Annotated in this window: 19 protein-coding genes; 10 read left to right on the forward strand and 9 right to left on the reverse strand. The window is 42.1% G+C overall.

Annotated elements, in window-relative coordinates; all coding sequences use genetic code 11:
* Positions 1-193 precede the first annotated feature (193 nt).
* The 3 genes from ileS (at position 194) to ACR63N_RS12420 (ending at position 4246) form a co-directional block, all read left to right on the forward strand.
* A complete protein-coding gene (ileS, locus tag ACR63N_RS12410; RefSeq protein WP_367104647.1) occupies positions 194-3055 on the forward strand; it encodes an isoleucine--tRNA ligase in 2862 nt (953 codons plus the stop codon).
* Positions 3048-3659: a signal peptidase II gene (lspA, locus tag ACR63N_RS12415; protein WP_367104646.1), complete on the forward strand. Its 612-nt coding sequence runs from the start codon at positions 3048-3050 to the stop codon at positions 3657-3659. The genes ileS and lspA overlap by 8 nt, the downstream gene beginning before the upstream one ends.
* Positions 3660-4024: 365 nt before the next feature.
* Positions 4025-4246 (forward strand): DUF4926 domain-containing protein, encoded by a 222-nt coding sequence (locus ACR63N_RS12420; RefSeq protein WP_367104645.1) that lies wholly within the window; start codon positions 4025-4027, stop codon positions 4244-4246.
* Between the two features lie 58 nt (positions 4247-4304).
* On the opposite strand, the gene ACR63N_RS12425 is transcribed toward ACR63N_RS12420, so the two are convergent.
* Entirely contained in the window at positions 4305-4916 is a 612-nt protein-coding gene (locus ACR63N_RS12425; protein ID WP_367104644.1) for a glutathione S-transferase family protein, read from the reverse strand.
* 160 nt (positions 4917-5076) lie between these two features.
* Here ACR63N_RS12425 and ACR63N_RS12430 point away from each other — a divergent pair, with 160 nt between their 5' ends.
* Positions 5077-5670 carry an O-acetyl-ADP-ribose deacetylase gene (locus ACR63N_RS12430; protein ID WP_367106573.1) on the forward strand — a complete coding sequence of 198 codons (594 nt, stop codon included), beginning with the start codon at positions 5077-5079 and terminating at the stop codon, positions 5668-5670.
* 8 nt (positions 5671-5678) lie between these two features.
* On the opposite strand, the gene ACR63N_RS12435 is transcribed toward ACR63N_RS12430, so the two are convergent.
* Positions 5679-6326 carry a DUF1294 domain-containing protein gene (locus tag ACR63N_RS12435; RefSeq protein WP_367106572.1) on the reverse strand — a complete coding sequence of 216 codons (648 nt, stop codon included), beginning with the start codon at positions 6324-6326 and terminating at the stop codon, positions 5679-5681.
* 164 nt (positions 6327-6490) lie between these two features.
* Here ACR63N_RS12435 and ACR63N_RS12440 point away from each other — a divergent pair, with 164 nt between their 5' ends.
* Both ACR63N_RS12440 and ACR63N_RS12445 read left to right on the forward strand, forming a co-directional pair.
* The gene (locus ACR63N_RS12440) at positions 6491-6988 is read left to right on the forward strand and encodes an FKBP-type peptidyl-prolyl cis-trans isomerase (RefSeq protein ID WP_367104641.1); all 498 of its coding nucleotides are present in this window, start codon (positions 6491-6493) and stop codon (positions 6986-6988) included.
* A 40-nt stretch (positions 6989-7028) separates the two neighbouring features.
* A complete protein-coding gene (locus ACR63N_RS12445; RefSeq protein WP_367104640.1) occupies positions 7029-8069 on the forward strand; it encodes an aldo/keto reductase in 1041 nt (346 codons plus the stop codon).
* A gap of 132 nt (positions 8070-8201) precedes the next feature.
* Here the strand turns inward: ACR63N_RS12445 and ACR63N_RS12450 are convergent, their stop codons facing one another.
* Positions 8202-9002 (reverse strand): lysophospholipid acyltransferase family protein, encoded by an 801-nt coding sequence (locus tag ACR63N_RS12450; RefSeq protein WP_367104639.1) that lies wholly within the window; start codon positions 9000-9002, stop codon positions 8202-8204.
* 412 nt (positions 9003-9414) lie between these two features.
* On the opposite strand from ACR63N_RS12450, the gene hflX reads away from it, so the two are divergent.
* The 4 genes from hflX to ACR63N_RS12470 all read left to right on the forward strand — a co-directional run bounded on the left by hflX (position 9415) and on the right by ACR63N_RS12470 (position 13443).
* A complete protein-coding gene (gene hflX / locus ACR63N_RS12455; RefSeq protein ID WP_367104638.1) occupies positions 9415-10905 on the forward strand; it encodes a ribosome rescue GTPase HflX in 1491 nt (496 codons plus the stop codon).
* A 299-nt stretch (positions 10906-11204) separates the two neighbouring features.
* Positions 11205-11642 (forward strand): CidA/LrgA family protein, encoded by a 438-nt coding sequence (locus ACR63N_RS12460; RefSeq protein WP_367106571.1) that lies wholly within the window; start codon positions 11205-11207, stop codon positions 11640-11642.
* A gap of 2 nt (positions 11643-11644) precedes the next feature.
* Positions 11645-12331 (forward strand): LrgB family protein, encoded by a 687-nt coding sequence (locus tag ACR63N_RS12465; RefSeq protein WP_367104636.1) that lies wholly within the window; start codon positions 11645-11647, stop codon positions 12329-12331.
* A 290-nt stretch (positions 12332-12621) separates the two neighbouring features.
* The gene (locus ACR63N_RS12470) at positions 12622-13443 is read left to right on the forward strand and encodes a lytic transglycosylase domain-containing protein (RefSeq protein ID WP_472782747.1); all 822 of its coding nucleotides are present in this window, start codon (positions 12622-12624) and stop codon (positions 13441-13443) included.
* A 137-nt stretch (positions 13444-13580) separates the two neighbouring features.
* On the opposite strand, the gene tsf is transcribed toward ACR63N_RS12470, so the two are convergent.
* The 6 genes from tsf to ACR63N_RS12500 form a co-directional block, all read right to left on the reverse strand.
* A complete protein-coding gene (tsf, locus tag ACR63N_RS12475) occupies positions 13581-14459 on the reverse strand; it encodes a translation elongation factor Ts (protein WP_367104634.1) in 879 nt (292 codons plus the stop codon).
* Positions 14460-14702: 243 nt separating this feature from the next.
* Positions 14703-15554 carry a 30S ribosomal protein S2 gene (gene rpsB, locus ACR63N_RS12480; protein ID WP_472782104.1) on the reverse strand — a complete coding sequence of 284 codons (852 nt, stop codon included), beginning with the start codon at positions 15552-15554 and terminating at the stop codon, positions 14703-14705.
* 487 nt (positions 15555-16041) lie between these two features.
* On the reverse strand, positions 16042-16491 hold the full coding sequence (locus tag ACR63N_RS12485; protein ID WP_472782105.1) for a chemotaxis protein CheX: 450 nt from the start codon (positions 16489-16491) through the stop codon (positions 16042-16044).
* Between the two features lie 84 nt (positions 16492-16575).
* Positions 16576-17025 carry a chemotaxis protein CheX gene (locus ACR63N_RS12490; protein WP_367104631.1) on the reverse strand — a complete coding sequence of 150 codons (450 nt, stop codon included), beginning with the start codon at positions 17023-17025 and terminating at the stop codon, positions 16576-16578.
* A 44-nt stretch (positions 17026-17069) separates the two neighbouring features.
* The gene (locus tag ACR63N_RS12495) at positions 17070-17432 is read right to left on the reverse strand and encodes a response regulator (RefSeq protein ID WP_367104630.1); all 363 of its coding nucleotides are present in this window, start codon (positions 17430-17432) and stop codon (positions 17070-17072) included.
* A gap of 19 nt (positions 17433-17451) precedes the next feature.
* The gene (locus tag ACR63N_RS12500) at positions 17452-19659 is read right to left on the reverse strand and encodes an ATP-binding protein (protein ID WP_367106568.1); all 2208 of its coding nucleotides are present in this window, start codon (positions 19657-19659) and stop codon (positions 17452-17454) included.
* Positions 19660-19719 lie beyond the last annotated feature (60 nt).

A 19719-nucleotide genomic window follows, 5' to 3' on the forward strand; every position in this document is an offset into this window, starting at 1 on the left:
ACGATTAAAACCGTCTAAACCGAAGAATTATAGCCCCTATTTTTAGTAAATTATTTATCTTATAATAGGTAGCTTTGATTTTGCTAATCATACCCGCATATCCACTAGACATATTAGACTGTAGCTACTTTTTTGCTAATGGTTACCTCTTATTCACCATATAAATCATATAATACAGACAAAGACCACCACTATGACCGAATCTATCGACTATAAAGACACTCTCAACCTTGCTGACACCCCTTTTCCCATGCGGGCTAATCTGGCCAAACGCGAGCCAGATTGGTTAGCTGAGTGGGAAGCAGACGGCATTTATACCAAGATTCGTCAAGCGCGAGAGGGCGCGCCTAAATATATTTTGCACGATGGCCCTCCGTATGCCAACGGGCAGATTCACTTAGGGCACGCGGTCAATAAAGTCATTAAAGACATGATTGTTAAATCAAAAACTTTATCGGGCTTTGATGCGCCTTATGTACCCGGTTGGGACTGTCATGGTCTACCAATCGAACAAAAGGTTGAAGCCAAAGTGGGTAAAGTGGGTCAAAAAGTTTCCGCAACTGAGTTTCGTGGTCTCTGCCGTGAGTATGCCAGTACCCAGATTGAGCTACAAAAAGCGGACTTTAAACGTTTGGGGATTTTTGGTGATTGGGACAATCCTTATTTGACCATGAACTTTCATCAAGAAGCCAATATCGTTCGTGCGCTGGCAAAAATTTATGAAAACGGACATGTCACCCGCGGCATGAAACCGGTCAACTGGTGCTTAGACTGTACTTCAGCGCTAGCAGAGGCGGAGGTTGAATATTACGACAAAGCCTCTGATGCTATTTATGTCAGCTTTGATGTTTTGGACGCTGACAAAGTTGCTAAATTCGCTGATATAAATGACAACGTTGCTGCGGTTATTTGGACTACTACGCCGTGGACCTTGCCTGCCAACCAAGCGATATCTGTGCATCCAGAGCATGACTATAGCGTGGTCGCCACTGATAAAGGTAACCTATTATTAGCCAGCGATCTCATCGATACTGTTTTAGAGTCTATTCACGCCAGCAACCAAGGCGTACTAGCGACTGTAGCAGGACGTGATTTAGAAGGTCTGCAAGCTCAGCATCCCCTTATCGAAGAGCGCCAAGTACCGCTAATCTTAGGCGAGCATGTGACCACTGATAGCGGTACGGGTCTAGTGCATACTGCGCCCGGTCATGGTCTCGACGATTATATCGTGGCCTTAAAGTATGATCTACCAGTCGAAAACCCTGTAGGCGGTAATGGGGTTTATTTAGAAAGCGCAGCAGTATTTGCTGGCGAGCATATCTATAAAGCCAATCCTAAGATTATCGAAGCCCTGCATGATAATGGTCATCTTGTTAGTCACACCAAGATCGAGCACAGCTATCCGCACTGCTGGCGTCATAAGTCGCCGATTATTTTTCGTGCCACGCCGCAGTGGTTTATCAATATGGAAAAAGAAGGGCTACGCGAGCGTGCGCTAAAAGATATTCCTACGGTGCAGTGGACGCCTGCTTGGGGCCAAAACCGTATTGAGGCGATGATGACCGGACGCCCTGATTGGTGTATTTCACGCCAGCGCACATGGGGCGTGCCGATTCCTTTTTTTATGCACAAAGAAACGGGAGAGCTGCATCCAAATACACTTAAGCTGATGGAAACGGCAGCGCAGAAAATTAACGAGGGCGGTGTTGAAGCATGGTTTGATGCCAGCTGCGAGGATTATTTAGGCGCTGATGCCGCTGACTATGACAAGTCAACCGATACACTAGACGTCTGGTTCGATTCTGGTACCACACATTACACGGTGCTTGAGCAGCGTGATGAGCTGACCAATCCTGCCGATATGTATTTAGAAGGCTCGGATCAACATCGTGGTTGGTTCCAAACCTCCCTCTTAACCTCAGAGGCGATGTATGAGCGTCCACCGTTTAAACAAGTATTAACTCACGGTTTTGTGGTTGATGAAAACGGCCGCAAGATGAGTAAGTCACTCGGCAACATTATCACTCCGCAAGATGAGATCAATAAAACCGGCGCGGATATGCTGCGCTTATGGATCGCCTCAAGCGACTATCGCTATGAGATGAGCGCGGGTAAAACGGTATTTAAAGGTGCAATCGATATGTATCGCCGCATTCGTAACACCTTACGCTTTTTGCTGGCCAATACCGATGATTTTAATCCAGCGACGGATAGCGTTGATATTAATGAGCTGGTCAGCCTCGATAAATTTATTATGGAGCGCGCACAAAGCGTACAGGCACAAATTGTAAGCGCTTACGATAGTATGGACTTTCACCAGGTCACCCAGCATATTACTGCGTTTTGCTCGCAAGACTTGGGCAGCTTTTATTTAGATATTATTAAAGACCGTCAATATACTACCCAAGCCGATGGTCAGCCGCGCCGTTCAGCACAGACGGCAATTTATCATATCGCTCATGCACTGATTCGCTGGATTGCACCGATTTTATCTTTTACCGCACAAGAAGCGTGGGAGGTGTTAGAAAGTACCAATAAACAAGAAGCAAAGAGGTATGTCTTTACTCAAGAATGGTACAAGTTCCCAGAGTTTAAGCTAAACAGTATCAGTACTACTGACTGGCATAACATTATGCGCGCTAAAGACGTGGTCAATAAACAGATCGAAACCGCGCGCGGTAATAAAATTATCAATGCTAATTTATCTGCTGATGCTACTTTGTATGCTGAAGGCGCGATGTATGATAGCCTCGCCAAGCTTGATGAGGAGCTGCGGTTTGTGCTTATTACTAGTAAAGCGACACTTGCGCCGCTGGCTGAAGCGCCAACTGATGTTTCAATGAACAGTAATGAATCTCAAGAAGATTCAGATAGCGCAAGCGGTTCTGATACAGCAGCTGATCTAAGAGTCAATATCAGTGCTGCTAAAGGCACCAAATGTGTGCGCTGCTGGCATATTCGTAATGATGTGGGCAGCGATAGCGCGCATCCAGAGCTGTGCGCGCGCTGCGTCACTAATGTCTTTGGCAACGGCGAGGTACGCCGCTATGCCTAATCCAACTGAGGAAGAGCATATCAAGGTTGACACTACGCCCAAGCCTGCACATGTGACTACTGGCAGCTCAACTGTACCTAGAAGTCGCTTGAATAAAAAGCCAAACATGATCGCCAATGGTAAGCGTGCTTTTGTGTGGTATTTGCTATCGCTGGTGGTAATTATTATCGACCAGTGGACCAAGTGGCTGGCCGAAACCAAGCTTAACTTTCATGAGCCGATACCAGTGATTGAGCCATTTCTCAACTGGACGCTCGCCTATAACTATGGCGCAGCGTTTAGCTTTTTGGCCGACGCGGGTGGCTGGCAGAAGTGGTTTTTCTCGGTATTAGCTTTAGTTATGGCGCTATTTTTGATTGGTGTTTTGATTAAAGCGCCGCGTCAAGCTAAGGTTCTCTCTGTCGGACTGGCGCTGGTGCTTGGCGGCGCTATAGGTAATTTAATCGACCGTTTGCGCATTGGTAAAGTGGTTGATTTTATCCATGTGCATTATGCTGACGTTTGGCATTACCCGATTTTTAATATCGCTGATATCGCTATCTGCATCGGTGTCGCGCTGATTATCATTGATATGATATTTTTGGAAAGTAAGCGTAAGGGTTAGCGGCTGGTATTTCGTATAAAAGTGATATGGTGTATAAAATAAAAAAAGGGTCGGCACTAGCATGACCCTTTTTTTACTGGTGTTTTTTGCATAGTATGAATTGTCGTTTTATGTCTAAATAACGCTCATAAGCATAAGGTGTGGTGAGTTTTATCAAGTTTTCATAGAGAATGCATATGAAACGTAACCCACCATTTCTAATATTGAAAATCATATTCTTGATGGGTTGTGATGCAATAAACTATAGAATATATCGTGATTTGAGTCCTTATTAGTGGGTTGAGCGCTCCGTACTCAAAAACTGAATCAATCTTACTTATTATTTATCAGAAATTATCATAATGTATTAACTAGGGGACTATTGTATGTTTGAAATAAATGACGTTGTTAAAGTCTTAAAAGATTTAGAAGATCATATTCAAGCGGGTGATAGCGGAACGGTAGTAGATATTTTCGATACGAACCCTCCTGCATATATGATTGAATTTATTGATGATAAAGGTCGCACCCTTGCAGCTCCCATCTTGCAAGAAAAAGAGATAACCCTTTACTGGAGTGCTAAGACTAAAACATTTTCAAATAATTAGCCTTTATGCTAGGTGGAACCTTTGACAGACACCTAATCAACTTTCCCCAAAAACAACCCTACCTCCTAGGAAACTTTTCCCGCTTTGACAACCTTTTCAAATAACCTTTAACTTGTTCAGGCAGATCAACCCCCATCATTTTAAGCCATGAGAACAGATGCTGATAATAAATATCAGCGAGCGTAAAGCGATTCCCGGCAATGTAGTCTTGATTATCCAACCAAGCACTGGCAATTGGTAACGCGCTTTGAATACTCTGCATACAGTTTTGCTCTGTACCCTCAGGCCAGCTCTCATAGTTGTTTAACACTTTAATCTTGGTCAGTATCCACAGATAGCTTTCGATCTCAATCATGCCAAAAGAGATGACTTGGCGCAGTTTGTAGTTTTTCTCCGCGTAATCTTCATCGTCCGGATTTGGCGTAAGCGGCTTATCGGGATGTAAATCATTTAGATATTCGATGATAGCGAGTGATTCGGTGAAGTGGTTACCATTATGGGTGATGGTTGGAATTTTACCGAACGGATTAATCGCTAAAAATTCAGGACTTCTTTGCTCGCCTTTTTTACCGTCCAGCTCTTTGGTTTCATAATCAAAGCCCAGCTCTTCTAGTGCCCAAATGACGGTTTCGGCGCGGCTAGGATGAGTGTATTTATATAAGGTAATCATTATAGTTCGCCTTTTTATATCAAAAATTTGTCTGTTTATAAAACCATAAACGGTATTTATAACTTGCAACTTATTATACGCAGACTATATACAAACAAACGATGTAAAATAATTTAGAGTAAAAAAAAGACTATTATTGCACAGTTACAAGGATACTCGTATGTCAAATCAAGCCAGCTCCATTTATCAAAAGCAAATTTCAGCTGTTAATAATCAGATTAAAGATAAGGTTACTTTGTCAATGATGCAAGCAGATATTACTACACTTGATGTCGACGCCATTGTCAATGCAGCCAATTCAAGCCTGCTTGGCGGCGGCGGTGTCGATGGTGCAATTCATCGAGCAGCAGGGCCTAAATTGCTAGAGTATTGCCGAACCCTCAATGGCTGCGCCACTGGCGAGGCTAAGATAAGTCCGGGCTTTGATTTGCCCGCGAAGTATGTCATTCATACGGTAGGTCCGGTTTGGCATGGTGGTAATAAGGGCGAGGAAGCGCTACTTATCAATTGCTATCAGAACTCATTAGATTTAGCCGTTGCAAACAATGTCGCCAGCCTTGCTTTTCCGTCCATCAGTACGGGCGTTTATGGTTATCCCATTGACAAAGCAGCTAGGAACGCTGTTAATACGGTGCAAGAATACGTACAAAGAGGGTTGGATAACGCGAATGACTTTCCAATCCGAGAGATTATCTTTTGCTGTTTTTCAGCGCAAGATGCGATAGTTTATCAGCAGATGCTAGAGCAAAGTTAGCTTAAACCCTACAAAATATCTAAACCGCCACCCGCCATAATGAATAGTAGCGCTGCCAAGTTAATAATTACCGTCAAATAATAAGTCATACGAAACTCAGGCTTTTGGGATTTATGACGCAGATACGTCTGCGCGATCATCGCCCCAACCCAACCCCCAACTGCACTCAATAGGTGTAATGTCGATTCAGGCGTACGCCACTCACCGCTTTGCGCGGCCGCCTTATCTTTAGCGTACATTATATAAGTAATACCGCCAAGCAATACGTACCATCCGACGACCAGCCAGCTGATATCGCCCATAAACGCGAGTAGTACTAATACACCGTAGAAGCTCACACCAAGAAACAAACGTTTTTTTTGTCCGGCCTCAAAGTCTGCTTGTGCGCTTCGTTGATGATTACGTTTGCGTATTTGACTATTCTTTTGTGCCATTTGTTGCTGTACAAAGCTCAGCTCTTGCACTTGTTTGGCTTGCAAACGGCCTTGGTTATCTTGGGCGATGGTGAACACTACTGGCTCGCCAATATCTGGACGCCGATGCGCCTTAAACTCACTGACATGAAAAAATATTGACTCACCAACCTCAGTTTCAATAAAACCGAAACCTTTGTCATCTTGCCAGTTTTTGATATGACCTTGTTGTCTATTTGCCATTAATACCATCGCTCACTTTTATACTCGTTAAATAGGCTAGTCAAATATAGTACACTATTTAGGTTACATTATTGACGCTTACAGCACTCATAATTTGGCTTATCATTTCTTACATCATGCTCATTTAATAATACTCTTAACTCATCAACAAGTGGCTATCAATTATGACCGACTCGCAATTTATCAACCCCAACGAAGACACGCGTATCACTTACGGCAGTACCGTAAAGCTACACTTTGAGGTGTCGCTAGAGAATGGTACTGTGATTGATTCAACCTTTAGCCGAGATAACCCAGTGACCCTAACTATCGGTGATGAGAGTTTATTACCTGGTTTTGAGCAAGTACTTATGAATCTACGCGCGGGAGATACGCGCAGCGCACATTTGGACAGCGAACAAGCCTTTGGCGATTGGAATCCTGATAATGTGCAACACTTTAGCCGGGCGCAGTTCGCTCTTATCGCTGACAATCCTGAGGTAGGGATGATGGTAGAGTTCGAAGATAAAGGCAAAAACACACTACCAGGTACCATTAGCGCCATAGATGATGACGAGATAGAAGTGGACTTTAATCATCCATTGGCCGGTCAAGCAGTATTATTTAAAGTGAAAATATTTAAAGTCACCCCGCCCGGTGTCACTGGCATACAGCTCATTTAAGCTTAACAATCCATTTCATAAAACTAAAAAGGATAAACGCATGCATTATACAACTCTGCCGCAAATTAATGAAAAAGTGTCCAAAATCTGCCTCGGTACGATGACGTGGGGTCAGCAGAATGACGAGAGCGAGGCTCACGCGCAAATGGATTTAGCACTAAGCGCGGGCGTCAACTTTTGGGATACTGCTGAGATGTACCCCTCACCGCCCGAAGCGGATAAACAAGGCGATACCGAGCGTCATATCGGTACGTGGTTTGCCAAAACCAAACAGCGCAATAAAGTCATTCTTGCCAGCAAAATGTCGCCAGCAAGCTTTTTGCGTGACGGCCAAAGCCGTTATAATGCCAAGCATATCAGTAGCGCTATTGATGGTAATCTTGAGCGCTTGCAAACTGACTATATCGACTTATACCAGCTACACTGGCCTGAGCGGCAAACCAACTTCTTCAGTCAACGCGGCTATAACGAAGAGATGGCTGCACAATCACTCGATGATTTAACACCGTTTTTAGAGACTATTCAAGCGCTCAACGATGAGATTAAAAAGGGCCGTATTCGTGCTTATGGACTCTCAAACGATACCGCTTGGGGACTAATGCGCTACCTTTGGGAGGCAGAAAAGAATAACTTGATTGCACCTATCACCGTTCAAAACCCATATAGCTTGCTCAATCGTCTATATGAAGTGAACATGGCAGAGATTGCCCACCGTGAAAATGTCGGTTTGCTGGCCTATTCGCCGCTTGGCTTTGGAGTATTATCAGGTAAATATCTTGATGGCAAACGTCCCAAAGGCGCGCGCTTGACGATGTATGACCGTTTTCAGCGCTATATTAATGATGAAGCTAAATCAGCTACCGAGCAATATGCTAAGATTGCTGCTGATGCTGGACTTGATATGGCACAAATGGCGTTAGCTTTTGTGAATTCGCGCTCGTTTGTCACTAGTAATATTATTGGCGCGACCAGTACCGAGCAGCTGAAGTCCAATATTGATAGTATTAATTTAACCCTAAGCTCAGACGTGCTTGATGCTATAGAGGCGGTGCATACTCGCCAGCCCAACCCGTCACCCTAGAGCGAATTAAAGATACTGTTAATGATATAAAATTACACACCTAAAGAGGCGCAAATAATTATAATTTGCGCCTCTTTTCTTTTTATTTGATTGAATGTCAGTTTAAATACGAGAACTTTGGATACAAACACTTTAAGCTTTGGCGGCAGTGCTTAATACCTTTGAGTGTAATTCAGCCAGCCCCTCTTGCATCCGTTTTTGCAATATATTGGTCAATTCACTTTTAGTACATCCATTAGGATCTATTGGCTCAAGTGGTAACACGTGGGCAGTAACATTTCTGCTATCAAGGACGCGCTTCATACTCTCCTTCATAGTCAGCTTACCGTAGTATGGTAGCGCCTCACTTAACGTCCCGTCTTTATTTACATAAGCCAATACCACTGGTTGAATGGGAACATCAGCATCTATCGCTGCTTGCAGCAATGTGCCATGAATACGTTTGATTTTTTTGCCGTCAGTGGTTGTTGCTTCTGGAAAAAAAACAATTGAAAATCCTTTTTTTAAAAAATCAGTCATCTGACTGGCAACCGAGCCTGCATCACCTGAACCGCGCTGAATGAATAACGTGCCCGCAGCATGAGCAAGCTTACCAAATACGGGCCATTCTCCGATCTCAGCTTTTGATAAAAAGAACGCCGGACTCACGCTACCGACTACTGGAATATCCATCCACGAGACGTGATTAGATACCCACAAACCATGATGCTGCGGTACAGGTTCCACCTGTTCAATAGTAATACCAAATGAGCCTGCCATTTTGCGACAAAAAGTCTGAATATAGCGTGGTAAGGTCTCACGAGGAGGCTCTCGAAACGCGCCAATACGCTGCGCGGTACGCATACCGCCAGCGATAGTGGTGGTCATACCAGCAATTTTTTTACCACGGCCCAATTGTTTTTTAAGTGAAAAATTTGACTTAGACTGGCTCATCGGTGTTCCTCATTACTAAGTGTATAAACGACTAAGTATATAAACGTGAAATATGTCACTACTGAACCGTATAACTATTAAAAATTGAATGCTATTAAAAATGGTCAAAATAGAACTGGTTAATATAGGGCTATTCAGAATAGCTTTGACAAAAAACGGGATAATTATAGCAAAATTATAGCGCTCAGTGATGATTTGTTCACTGAGCTGCTGACTATATTTTAAACAGTAATTGTTGTAACATAAAATCATCACTAATTAGATGTATACGCTTTAATATTAAGGTACAAGACCGCATATCAATAATAATCTAAGCGCTATATTTAGATGTGATGTTGCTGCAATGATAATTGACTATCGTTTTGGCGACATCAATAATAGCGATTTATTTATTTAATATAGGTGATAATTTTTGGAATATTTTGAAAGGCATGAAGGTGGCGAGCGCGCCATTTTAGTACATTTAGATATCCGCCAAATACAAGATCCTGATGATTTAGGTGAGTTTGAACTGCTCGCTGACTCAGCTGGTGCTAATGCCTTGGCAATAGTAACAGGGTCGCGCTCTAGGCCTGATGCCAAGTATTTTGTAGGTAGTGGTAAAGCAGAAGAGATTGCAGAATTGGTACGTGAATACGATGCCGATATTGTCTTGTTTAACCATAGCTTATCGCCTTCTCAAGAGCGTAACCTTGAGAGATTGGTGCAGTGCCGGGTACTTGATCGTACGGGCCTTATTTTAGATATTTTTGCCCAGCGCGCGCGTACTTATGAGGGTAAGCTGCAAGTAGAGCTTGCGCAGTTGAATCATTTATCAACGCGCTTAGTGCGCGGTTGGACGCATTTGGAACGCCAAAAAGGTGGTATTGGTCTGCGAGGTCCGGGTGAAACCCAGCTTGAGACCGATCGCCGTTTATTACAAACGCGCGTCAATCAATTAAAAACTAGGCTGGATAAAGTTAAGCAAACGCGCGCGCAAGGACGAGCCCGTCGTCAAAAGTCGGACGTCCCCACTGTTTCGCTTGTGGGCTATACCAACGCCGGTAAATCCACCTTGTTTAATCGCTTGGTCGATGAAAACATTTATGCCGCTGACAAGCTGTTTGCAACCCTAGACCCAACCCTGCGCCGTCTCGATTGGCAAGGTGTTGGCCGCGTTGTACTGGTAGATACTGTAGGCTTTGTGCGCCATTTGCCGCATGAGCTTGTTGAGTCTTTTCATGCCACATTAGAAGAGACTTTGGAAGCTGATTTATTGCTGCACGTCATTGATTCCTCAAGTGAGGATATGCACGAACAAATCCAAGCGGTTAAAGACGTGCTTGCTGAGATCGATAATGACGTACCGGTACTCAATGTTTATAACAAAATTGATTTGACTGGAGAACCGTCGCATGTGGGTTACGCCTCTGAAGGTCAGCCCAATCGCGTCTATGTCTCATCAAAAGAAAATTTAGGCATGGATGAGCTCTCGCTTGCTGTACAACAGTTATTGATGGGTACCTTAACTACTTTTGATTTAACGCTTCCTTATAATGCTGGTCAATTCAAAAACACTTTGTACGAGCTGGGTGTGATTTTAGAGGAAAGCTATGATGACACGGGGCACGAGATTCTAACGGTGCGCTTGCCAAGTGATCGTTTAAAGCAGCTATTGGGTCAAGCTAATATAGCGCCGCTGGATGTCTTACCTTTAGCACAAGCGACGTTACTGATGCCAGTGCTCGAGCCTTTTGAAAAGGACGATAAGCATGAAACGGCTGATTTTGATGATGAAGTAGCTAAAGATGAGCCCATAGAAGAAGAACTGACATACGAGCAGATATTTGGTACTGATGTAGAGAGTGAGCTTGACACTTCTCATACTGACACTAATAATACTAGCTCAAGCCCACAAGTCTAGTATTGCTTTTAAATAAAAAATGAGTATATTGGCTACATAAGTCGATATGCTCATTTTTTTATGCCAATAAGGCGTGTCAATAATTGTAGAATAGTTCATTGAAAATCAAACTGTTACATAGATTTAAATATGCTACTGGTATAAATTTTCCTTACTGGCTGTTTACATGAATCTTTTTCGATGCTGGGCAACCCATCCTTTAAAAGAAAGCATCCCAGCAGCACTATATTTTTTAGAGTGCATCGACTACACAGCATCTATTTAGCGCTAATTTTAATAGCAATTACTAGGGCATGTTTATGAAAGCCTCCTTGCACTCGAGCTTGCCGTTATGGCAGGCTTTGATATTGACCCTCATTATGGTGATCGTCGTTCGTGAATCGGCAGTTGTCATCTGTCAGTGGGCAGGTATTGAAAAAGCGGCCAATATAGTGGGGTTAGTGGCTATGTTTCTAATTTTGATAACTTGGCGCAGGCTTAGAGGATTACCAAAATGGTTGACTCGTGCCAGTAACACCTTATTGGTCGATAGCGGTTTTGCCTTTCTACCTGTATCAGCAGGCGCTGGAATACTGTTATTCCAGCTAGGTGATGAGCTATGGGGAATTATGCTGACTATGATTATCAGCACCTTGATTCCGCTTTGGGGTTTAGGGCTACTGGCCAATCGCTGGCTAAATGACTGCTCAGACAATCCTATTAGTGATACCCAAAAAATCATTGAGCCCAAGGAGTAGCCATGCATTTTGATAGCGTAATAATGGCGACTCTTGCAGCCATACTATTGACTTTAGTTGCACATGTAAGCGCTCGTGTACTGGCCAAAAAACTGGCTGGATTACCGATGGTCATCACTGCGCTAGTATTGGTCATCGTGTTTTTAGTTATCTTGCAATGGGATTATGATCATTATTATGCAGTGGCGAAGCCAGTATTTGATCATTTATTGGGTTATGTAACCGTATTGCTCGCCATTCCGCTTGCTGCTATGAACTTCAAAGGATTGCCCGTTAAGCGCTTATCGATCATCGTACTAATAGCGAGTATAGTTGGCGCTTTACTACCGATGTCGTTGGCTTATCTGTTTGCGCTAAGCAAAGATACTATCTTAGCATTTGCTACGCGCTCGGTCACCACCCCTATTGGACTTAGCGTGGCAGATCTTATTGCAGCGCCACTTGCAATGGCCAATCTCATCATTATAGTCTCAGGCCTTCTAGGTGGTGCTTTGGGTCGGTTTTTGTTTCGCAGTATTAAAGATGACCGTGCCAAAGGTCTTGCACTAGGACTTGCTGCACATGCTTTTGGTACAGTAGAAGCTTGGCAAATTAGCTCAACAGCAGGCCGTTATGCAGCATTTGGCTTGGCAGTAAATGGTCTGCTTACAGCCATCTGGGTACCTGTCTTCGTTAGCGCCATTTATTAAGGTAGTAAGTCCTTAAATAACCTCACTTTTTGTTTACTTTAATGTCATGTGCATCCCGTCGTTTTTATAGGGTCAACTGTTATTATATGTTATAGTAAGCACTTATTATTTTTTGTATCTGCCGCAAGTGGCTTTCTTAGGCGTAATTCTTGCATAGTTCTATACTATTAACGGTTCCTACAAAACTTTGTGATTATATTTGTGATTATGATAGCTATTTTAATAGGTCAGACGATAAGCCTATAAATAGAGTCATTTGCTATTATTCGATGAAAAGTGATATCTATATGATGAAAAATACGCTAATGAAAACTGTGCCTTTATTTACTCGCCACCTATCTTCTACTTTATTAACTCTAACTGCGCTTACTTTATCTACTTTGACGATTACTGCCCAAGCTGGCAACATGTATATCTATAAAGATCAGGGCGGACAAGTGCTACTTACGAATGTCAATCCAAGTGGTAATTTCGATAAATTTACCAAAAAAGTAAAAGTCACCTATTATAAAGATTCTAAAATGTATGATGGTGGAAGTAGTGCCAATTATGGTAACAGCTCTGCTAGCAAGAGCGGAACTCGCAACGCTTATGACACTTATATCCGTGCATCTGCTGCGCGTCATGGTGTTGATCCAGGCTTAATGAAAGCGATGATGCATACCGAATCAGCGTTTAACCCCAATGCTCGCTCCCCTGTCGGCGCGCAAGGTCTAATGCAACTAATGCCTGCTACAGCAAGCCGTTTTAAAGTCAGCAACCCTTGGAACCCTGCAGATAATATTGAAGGTTCAGCTAAATATATCGCTTGGCTTATGCGCCGCTTCAACAACAATATTGAATACGCTATTGCTGGTTATAATGCTGGAGAAGGCAATGTTGATAAATATGGTGGCATTCCTCCATTCAAGGAGACTCGTAACTACGTTAAAAGCGTGATGAGTCGTTATCATAGCTTATATAAAAATGATGCTGGGCTATCTGACAGTACTATAAATGCAAGCAACTCATCTACTACTACTAATAGTGATATGCAAACGGTCAGTTACGGTACCAGCAACAACAGCGCTAGCGCCAGTTACGCCAACTCAGCCTATGCCGCCCTACGCTAAATGGTTAAAAGCAGATCTAATAACTCAGTGCTAATGACATCGTTTTAATGACATTGTTTTGATAGCACATTTAATAGCAACAAAAAGCCCGTTATTTATTTAACGGGCTTTTTGTATCAATAACTATCAAGCTAAAATTAGCTGTTAGCTGATGCTTGCGCGGCGGCAACTTCAGCAGCAAAGTCTTCTTGCTTTTTCTCGATGCCTTCGCCAACTTCTAAACGTTTAAAGCCAAGTACTTTTACGCCCTCTGCTTTTAGAACGTCGCCCACCTTTTTGTCATTGTCCATAACATAAGGCTGACGTAGTAAAGTTACTTCATCTAGGTACTTACGTAGGCCACCTTCAATCATTTTTTCAACGATATTGTCAGGCTTACCAGATTCTTTGGCTTTAGCTTCAATGATATCTTTTTCGCGAGCTAATACATCAGCTGATACGCTTTCATCATCTACAGCAACTGGGTTAAAGGCGGCGATGTGCATAGCAAGGTTTTTACCAGTCTCAGCAGTACCACCTTCAAAAGATACTACAACACCGATACGTAGACCATGGCGGTATGAAGCTAGGTTGTTGCCTTCAATGCTTTCAACGCGGCGTACTTGGATGTTCTCACCTATTTTTTGTACTAGTGATACGCGAGCTTCTTCAACCGTTTGACCATCGCCATAAGGTAGCTCAGATATAGCAGCGACATCAGTGGTATTGTTTTCTAGTGCAAGATTAGCTACTTTTTCAGCAAACGCAGTGAAATTATCATCTTTTGCTACAAAATCTGTTTGACAGTTAACTTCTAATAAAAAAGCTTTTTTATCATTTTGAGCGATAATGATAGCGCCATCAGCAGCGATATTACCTGCTTTTTTAGCCGCCTTTGCTTGACCAGACTTACGCAAGTTATCAATAGCAACTTCAACATCACCATTGGCTTCTTCTAATGCTTTTTTACATTCCATCATACCAAGACCAGTGCGGTCGCGCAGCTCTTTTACCATTTTGGCGGATACTTGTGCCATATCAATTACCTCATTATTGTTAGCTAAAACGATACAGTCAAATAGTAACAAAGATATTCAAACTGTAGTCAGCTTCTTATGAATTTAGCGTACTATGTTTACTAATTAGGTTCACTAATTAAGTATATTTTACTAAGATTGGTGTACTAAGAATAAGGCATGACGAGTAATACTGCATCATGCCTATTTATCAGATCACTGACTAGTAAAGTATTAATTTTTGCTAGTGATATTACAAACTACTTACAGGTCAGCTTGTGCTTCTGCTGGGTTTTCTACTGCAGGCGCTTCTACTGGTTGTTCAATAGCATCAGTACTACTCGCTGAGGTATTATTAGCATCTGCAGTATCTGCAGGCGCTTGTTCTTGATCTGCTTTACCACTCGCTTGAGTCTGTGCGTATTCTTTACCAGCGATAATCGCATCTGCAACAGCAGTAACATATAACGACACCGCACGGATAGCATCATCGTTTGCTGGGATAATGTAGTCAACATTATCGGGGTTAGAGTTGGTATCAACGATACCGATAACTGGAATACCTAGATTTTTAGCTTCTTTAATAGCAATCGCTTCATGATCAACGTCAACGACAAAGATAGCATCAGGCAGGCCACCCATATCCTTGATACCGCCTAATGAACGCTCAAGCTTTTCCATATCGCGAGTACGCTCAAGTGCTTCACGCTTAGTTAGTTTGGCAAACGTACCATCTTCTGACTGCTTTTCAAGCTCTTTTAGACGAGTGATTGACTGACGTAACGTTTTCCAGTTGGTAAGCATACCACCCAACCAGCGATGATCTACATAAGGCATACCAGCACGCTGTGCTTGTTCACGGATAATACCGCTTGCTGCACGCTTAGTACCGACGAACAATACTTTATTTTTCTTAGCTGCTAGACCATTTACATAATTAAGGGCATCATTAAAAGCTTTTACGGTATGCTCTAAATTAATAATATGGATTTTATTGCGTGCACCAAAGATATAAGGACCCATTTTTGGATTCCAGAATCGTGTTTGGTGACCGAAGTGAGCGCCAGCTTGTAATAAGTCGCGCATTGAAACTTGTGTTGGGTTTTGATTAGCCATGTTACTTATCCTATTAATTGGGTTATGCCTCCACACCACAAAAACTGCCTATTTAGTGACACGCATCTGCTACTATAAAAAGCATCTACATAACTTACTACCATTATGCAAAACTTTGCTATTGCAAATTAATCAAGTCACCAAACACCCAGCAATTTTTTACCATGATGTGTGTGTCATTGGTTAGTTAAAAATTGAGCTATCATTCAAATTATCATATTTTACATAAATCATAAAAATAGCTGCGCTGTATTTTATCATATAACTCATTGTAAGCTCCAGCAGTTTGTACAGGAGTAAAGATAAGTTATAGAGATGTTTGTCTGATACTTTATGTATATCGAGGCATTGAGCGTTAAAATCAATGCTTGTTATGAAATTTAAAAAAAGCGAAATCTAAAAACAGTGAAATACAAAAACGGCGCCTGAGCACCGTTTTTGAGTGTTACTTTGAGTAGCAGTTTGTTCTTAAGCCGCTAGCGCTTGACTAAGCAACACAAATACCAATCATTGCGTTATAGCCACGCCAAGTAAATGGAGTAATATAACTGTGGCGATCCTTTGGTAAGTAAGACATGCCCGGCGCACTTTCAACAATCTGTGGCGGTGAGATGATAAACTCTGAACCAAATTCAGTACGAGCATTACCTGAGATGGTATTAGCCATCTCACCTAGTAGATCTTTCATCATAGTAATAGACGAATCAGGCTCGCCCATAACCTTAATAACCTCTCGCAGCATCACACTAGGGGCACTGACATAAACACAGCCTTTGAGAGGACCTGATATTTTTATAACTCCACTATAGTCATAACCAAGAGCATTTTTATTGTTATTCAAATAAGGGGTATCAATGGCCACTTTTGTGTCGTCAATCTGCGCAAAAAATGCATTGATCGAACTTAGAAACACACCTAGCTTCTCTACATTAACCATAATATATTATTGTCCATAGTCATCACATGTATAATTATTACAGATATAGTCGCCATATATAATTAACACATGTCAGCTTAATTACTAGTCTTGCAGGCAGATCACAATCTCGCCGACTTGCGAGTGCCATGTAATAGGAATGATAAAGGAGCGCTCATCGCTCGGTAGCATAATACTTTGCGGCGCGCCTTTGAACACAAATGGTACAGAGATATGAAACTCCCCACCAAACTCAGTGCGGGCATTACCAGCGATCGTATTGGCCACTTCACCTGCAAGATCGACATACATCTCTTCACTATTATCAGTCTCACCCATTTTATCTAGTATGGATGAAAGTAATGCACGAGTTGCTGAAAAATAAACCACGCCTTTTTGCACTCCTGATATACCAATCACACCAGTATAGTCATGAACTTTAGGCTGTTTATTTTCTAATAAGTAAGGCGTGTCAGCGATAAGCTCCTCACCACCAAACTGATTAAAATAATTGCTAATAATATCTAAAAAAATCTGTAGCTTTTGTTCTTTCATAGTATTTTCTTCAATCTTGTATCTGTTTGCATCAATGAGTGATATTAGTCTTGCATGAGCTCATACAAGGACTCTACAAGATCTTCCTCTGAGAAAGGCTTGCACAAAAATCCACTGGCACCTAACGATAATGCTTCAATGCCAGTCGCTTTATCAGACAGCGCTGAAACCACCAAAATACGTACTTCTGGATCGATGGCAATGATTTTTTCGATACATTCAAGACCATCCATTTGCGGCATGGTTAAATCCATCGTAATAACATCAGGACGATGCACATTAAATTTTTCAATGGCTTGGACTCCGCTGGTTGCCGTAGCAACCAACATAAAGTTGCCTGAATCATAAGCGCGCTGAATTCGGTTGCGAATAATGTTGGAGTCATCAACAATCATTAGTTTATACATATCTAATTTATATCCTTAATTAAGCTTTAGGTAAGGTAATGACAAAACGTGTCATTTTACCGAACTCACTATCTACATCAATTTTACCGTCATGCTCTTTCACTTGAGCCTCAATAATATCTAGACCAACACCGCGTCCACCATCTTCATCAGCATACTCTTTGGTCGAAAAACCTGAGGAGAACAATTGCTTGAGTAACTCACTATGACTGAACTGACCGACTTCTTCACTACTAAAGCGACCTTTATCAATTAGCTTATCGCGAATACGCTCATAGTCGATACCTTGACCATCATCCTGCAGAGTAATAGTCAGGTTTTGAGCATTACTTTGCATGTCTAGGTTAATATTGCCAATGGCAGGCTTACCTGTTGACTGGCGGATATCAGGTTTTTCAATACCGTGTACCACAGCGTTACGTAGTAGCTGGATACCGATCTCTTTGACCGTATTTTTCAGGCTCTCTGGTATTTGTGTTTGTGTAAACGAATCGCTATTAAGCTGTACTTTTTTACCTTGTCTTGTAGCGATTTCTTGCGCAAAGTCTTGGTAGTAGCTCAGCAGATAATTATCAGTCTCGTCTGCATCAATACCATTCTTATTGCTGGTTACATCTACATGGTGCGTGGAAGCATCCAAGGTTTGATCGCGATTTGCCGTTAAGGATTCAATATCTGCTACTACAGATTCTGTAGCTTTGGTCTCTTTAGCAGCGGCTGGCGCTGATTGATTAATACGCTCGCCTAAGGTTTCAATCGTATTAGACAGACTCAGTAGATCATCCAAATGCACCGCTAGTTGTAAAAAGTCATTACCTGATAGCTTGCCTTGGTTTTGTAGCGCACTCAGTTTATCTTCAGCATCTGTAGCGATTTTAGTAAAGCTATGCAGTTTTAAAGCAGATGCCTCGCCTTTCAAGCTATGCATTTCACGATAAATAGAGTTTAGTTTCGCCTCAAGCTCATATTGTGAGCTACCTGGGTTTTTCAAGATGTTATTCATCTTGTCGATATGAGACTTGGTATTACTAATAAATTCGTTAATAATTTTAGGGTTAACGTTTAAAATAGTCGTTAACATCTCTATCTGCATATCGTTTTGTGAACGTTCTTTTTCGAGACGCTGCTCTAAATACACAGCGTCTGATACATCGCTGACGTTAACCAAAATACGCGCAATATCTTTATCTTCATAAACCCGTGAGAATTTGAAATCTAAAAAGCGATTGTCTGACCCTTGCTCACCTGAAGCGTTATTTAGTAGAACCTTGTGTAGCGGGTTAAGATCGTCAACAAGTTTTTCTTTAACGCGCGGATTATAGAGCTGTTCAACGAACTGACGTGTCGTATTTAGATCTTTATCTGAGATACGGCCACGTAGTACGCTGGCGAAGTTCTCTCCGGCCAATTTATCAGTACCAATGATGTTATTAAGCGCTTTTGAGTGCTGCTGACCAATATTTAGATCCTTATCAAGCAAGAATAGACCGGTGTTAACTGTCTGCATAATCTCTTGCGTTTCACGGCGAGCTGCCGATACTTCGGCATCTGTCTCGCGAAGACGACGTACAAAGAAGAATACGAAAATTAGGAAGTAAGCAAAAATAGCGATAACCCCTAATATCTGAATCAAACGAATCAAGTTTGCTTGACTCTCTGATGCCTCATATACCTCTTCAGTCAACTCGTCAAGCGAGTCGTTCATAAGCAAACTAGAGGTTTTTGCCTGCTCATAAGCTAGTGCTAGCTCGTTTGACGAATCCACCAAAATATTGTCAGCGCCGTCGAGATAATTCTCAATTAGCGGTTTTAGTTTACTCCATTCTTGCTGAGCACCTGCTAACGCCGCTTTCTCATTTGCGTTCGTCAGCTCAGGAATATCAGTATTAAGTCCTTCACTATTAACATAAGCTGATCCTGTGTTCATACCGCTCAGTAGCTGTTCAATACTCTGAGTATTGGCTGCTAATCTTTCTCGAACCTCTATTTGGTGGGGCGAATTGATATGTTCACCCAAGCTTCCTTGCAAATCGAACAAATCTTTAATCACTGATTGAGCATCGTTAGCAGCTTTGTTAGATACATTTACTAATGCTGTATTACGCTCTAGAACACTTGAGGTGTAAAACGTAAAAGCCAGTAACGCACCAATTAGTGCTAAAAAGGCTGCAATCGACAAAATCAAACCACGATAACGCGAATTATCGCTCATAGTTGATATAGCCATAGCCAATTCCTATTAATATGGAGATAATTTATACTTAATACCTAGTAAACTAGAGCAAGG

It is taken from the genome of Psychrobacter sp. M4 (assembly GCF_055699795.1).

Excerpts from the sequence above, each read along its gene's own strand:
- ACR63N_RS12485 (WP_472782105.1), bottom strand. The coding sequence starts at position 16,491 with ATGGTTAATGTAGAGAAGCTAGGTGTGTTTCTAAGTTCGATCAATGCA.
- tsf (WP_367104634.1), bottom strand. The coding sequence starts at position 14,459 with ATGGCACAAGTATCCGCCAAAATGGTAAAAGAGCTGCGCGACCGCACT.
- rpsB (WP_472782104.1), bottom strand. The coding sequence starts at position 15,554 with ATGGCTAATCAAAACCCAACACAAGTTTCAATGCGCGACTTATTACAA.
- ACR63N_RS12495 (WP_367104630.1), bottom strand. The coding sequence starts at position 17,432 with ATGTATAAACTAATGATTGTTGATGACTCCAACATTATTCGCAACCGA.
- ACR63N_RS12430 (WP_367106573.1), top strand. The coding sequence starts at position 5,077 with ATGTCAAATCAAGCCAGCTCCATTTATCAAAAGCAAATTTCAGCTGTT.
- ACR63N_RS12440 (WP_367104641.1), top strand. The coding sequence starts at position 6,491 with ATGACCGACTCGCAATTTATCAACCCCAACGAAGACACGCGTATCACT.
- ACR63N_RS12450 (WP_367104639.1), bottom strand. The coding sequence starts at position 9,002 with ATGAGCCAGTCTAAGTCAAATTTTTCACTTAAAAAACAATTGGGCCGT.
- ACR63N_RS12420 (WP_367104645.1), top strand. The coding sequence starts at position 4,025 with ATGTTTGAAATAAATGACGTTGTTAAAGTCTTAAAAGATTTAGAAGAT.
- ACR63N_RS12425 (WP_367104644.1), bottom strand. The coding sequence starts at position 4,916 with ATGATTACCTTATATAAATACACTCATCCTAGCCGCGCCGAAACCGTC.
- ileS (WP_367104647.1), top strand. The coding sequence starts at position 194 with ATGACCGAATCTATCGACTATAAAGACACTCTCAACCTTGCTGACACC.
- lspA (WP_367104646.1), top strand. The coding sequence starts at position 3,048 with ATGCCTAATCCAACTGAGGAAGAGCATATCAAGGTTGACACTACGCCC.
- ACR63N_RS12500 (WP_367106568.1), bottom strand. The coding sequence starts at position 19,659 with ATGGCTATATCAACTATGAGCGATAATTCGCGTTATCGTGGTTTGATT.
- ACR63N_RS12445 (WP_367104640.1), top strand. The coding sequence starts at position 7,029 with ATGCATTATACAACTCTGCCGCAAATTAATGAAAAAGTGTCCAAAATC.
- ACR63N_RS12490 (WP_367104631.1), bottom strand. The coding sequence starts at position 17,025 with ATGAAAGAACAAAAGCTACAGATTTTTTTAGATATTATTAGCAATTAT.
- ACR63N_RS12435 (WP_367106572.1), bottom strand. The coding sequence starts at position 6,326 with ATGGCAAATAGACAACAAGGTCATATCAAAAACTGGCAAGATGACAAA.
- ACR63N_RS12470 (WP_472782747.1), top strand. The coding sequence starts at position 12,622 with ATGAAAAATACGCTAATGAAAACTGTGCCTTTATTTACTCGCCACCTA.
- ACR63N_RS12460 (WP_367106571.1), top strand. The coding sequence starts at position 11,205 with ATGAAAGCCTCCTTGCACTCGAGCTTGCCGTTATGGCAGGCTTTGATA.
- ACR63N_RS12465 (WP_367104636.1), top strand. The coding sequence starts at position 11,645 with ATGCATTTTGATAGCGTAATAATGGCGACTCTTGCAGCCATACTATTG.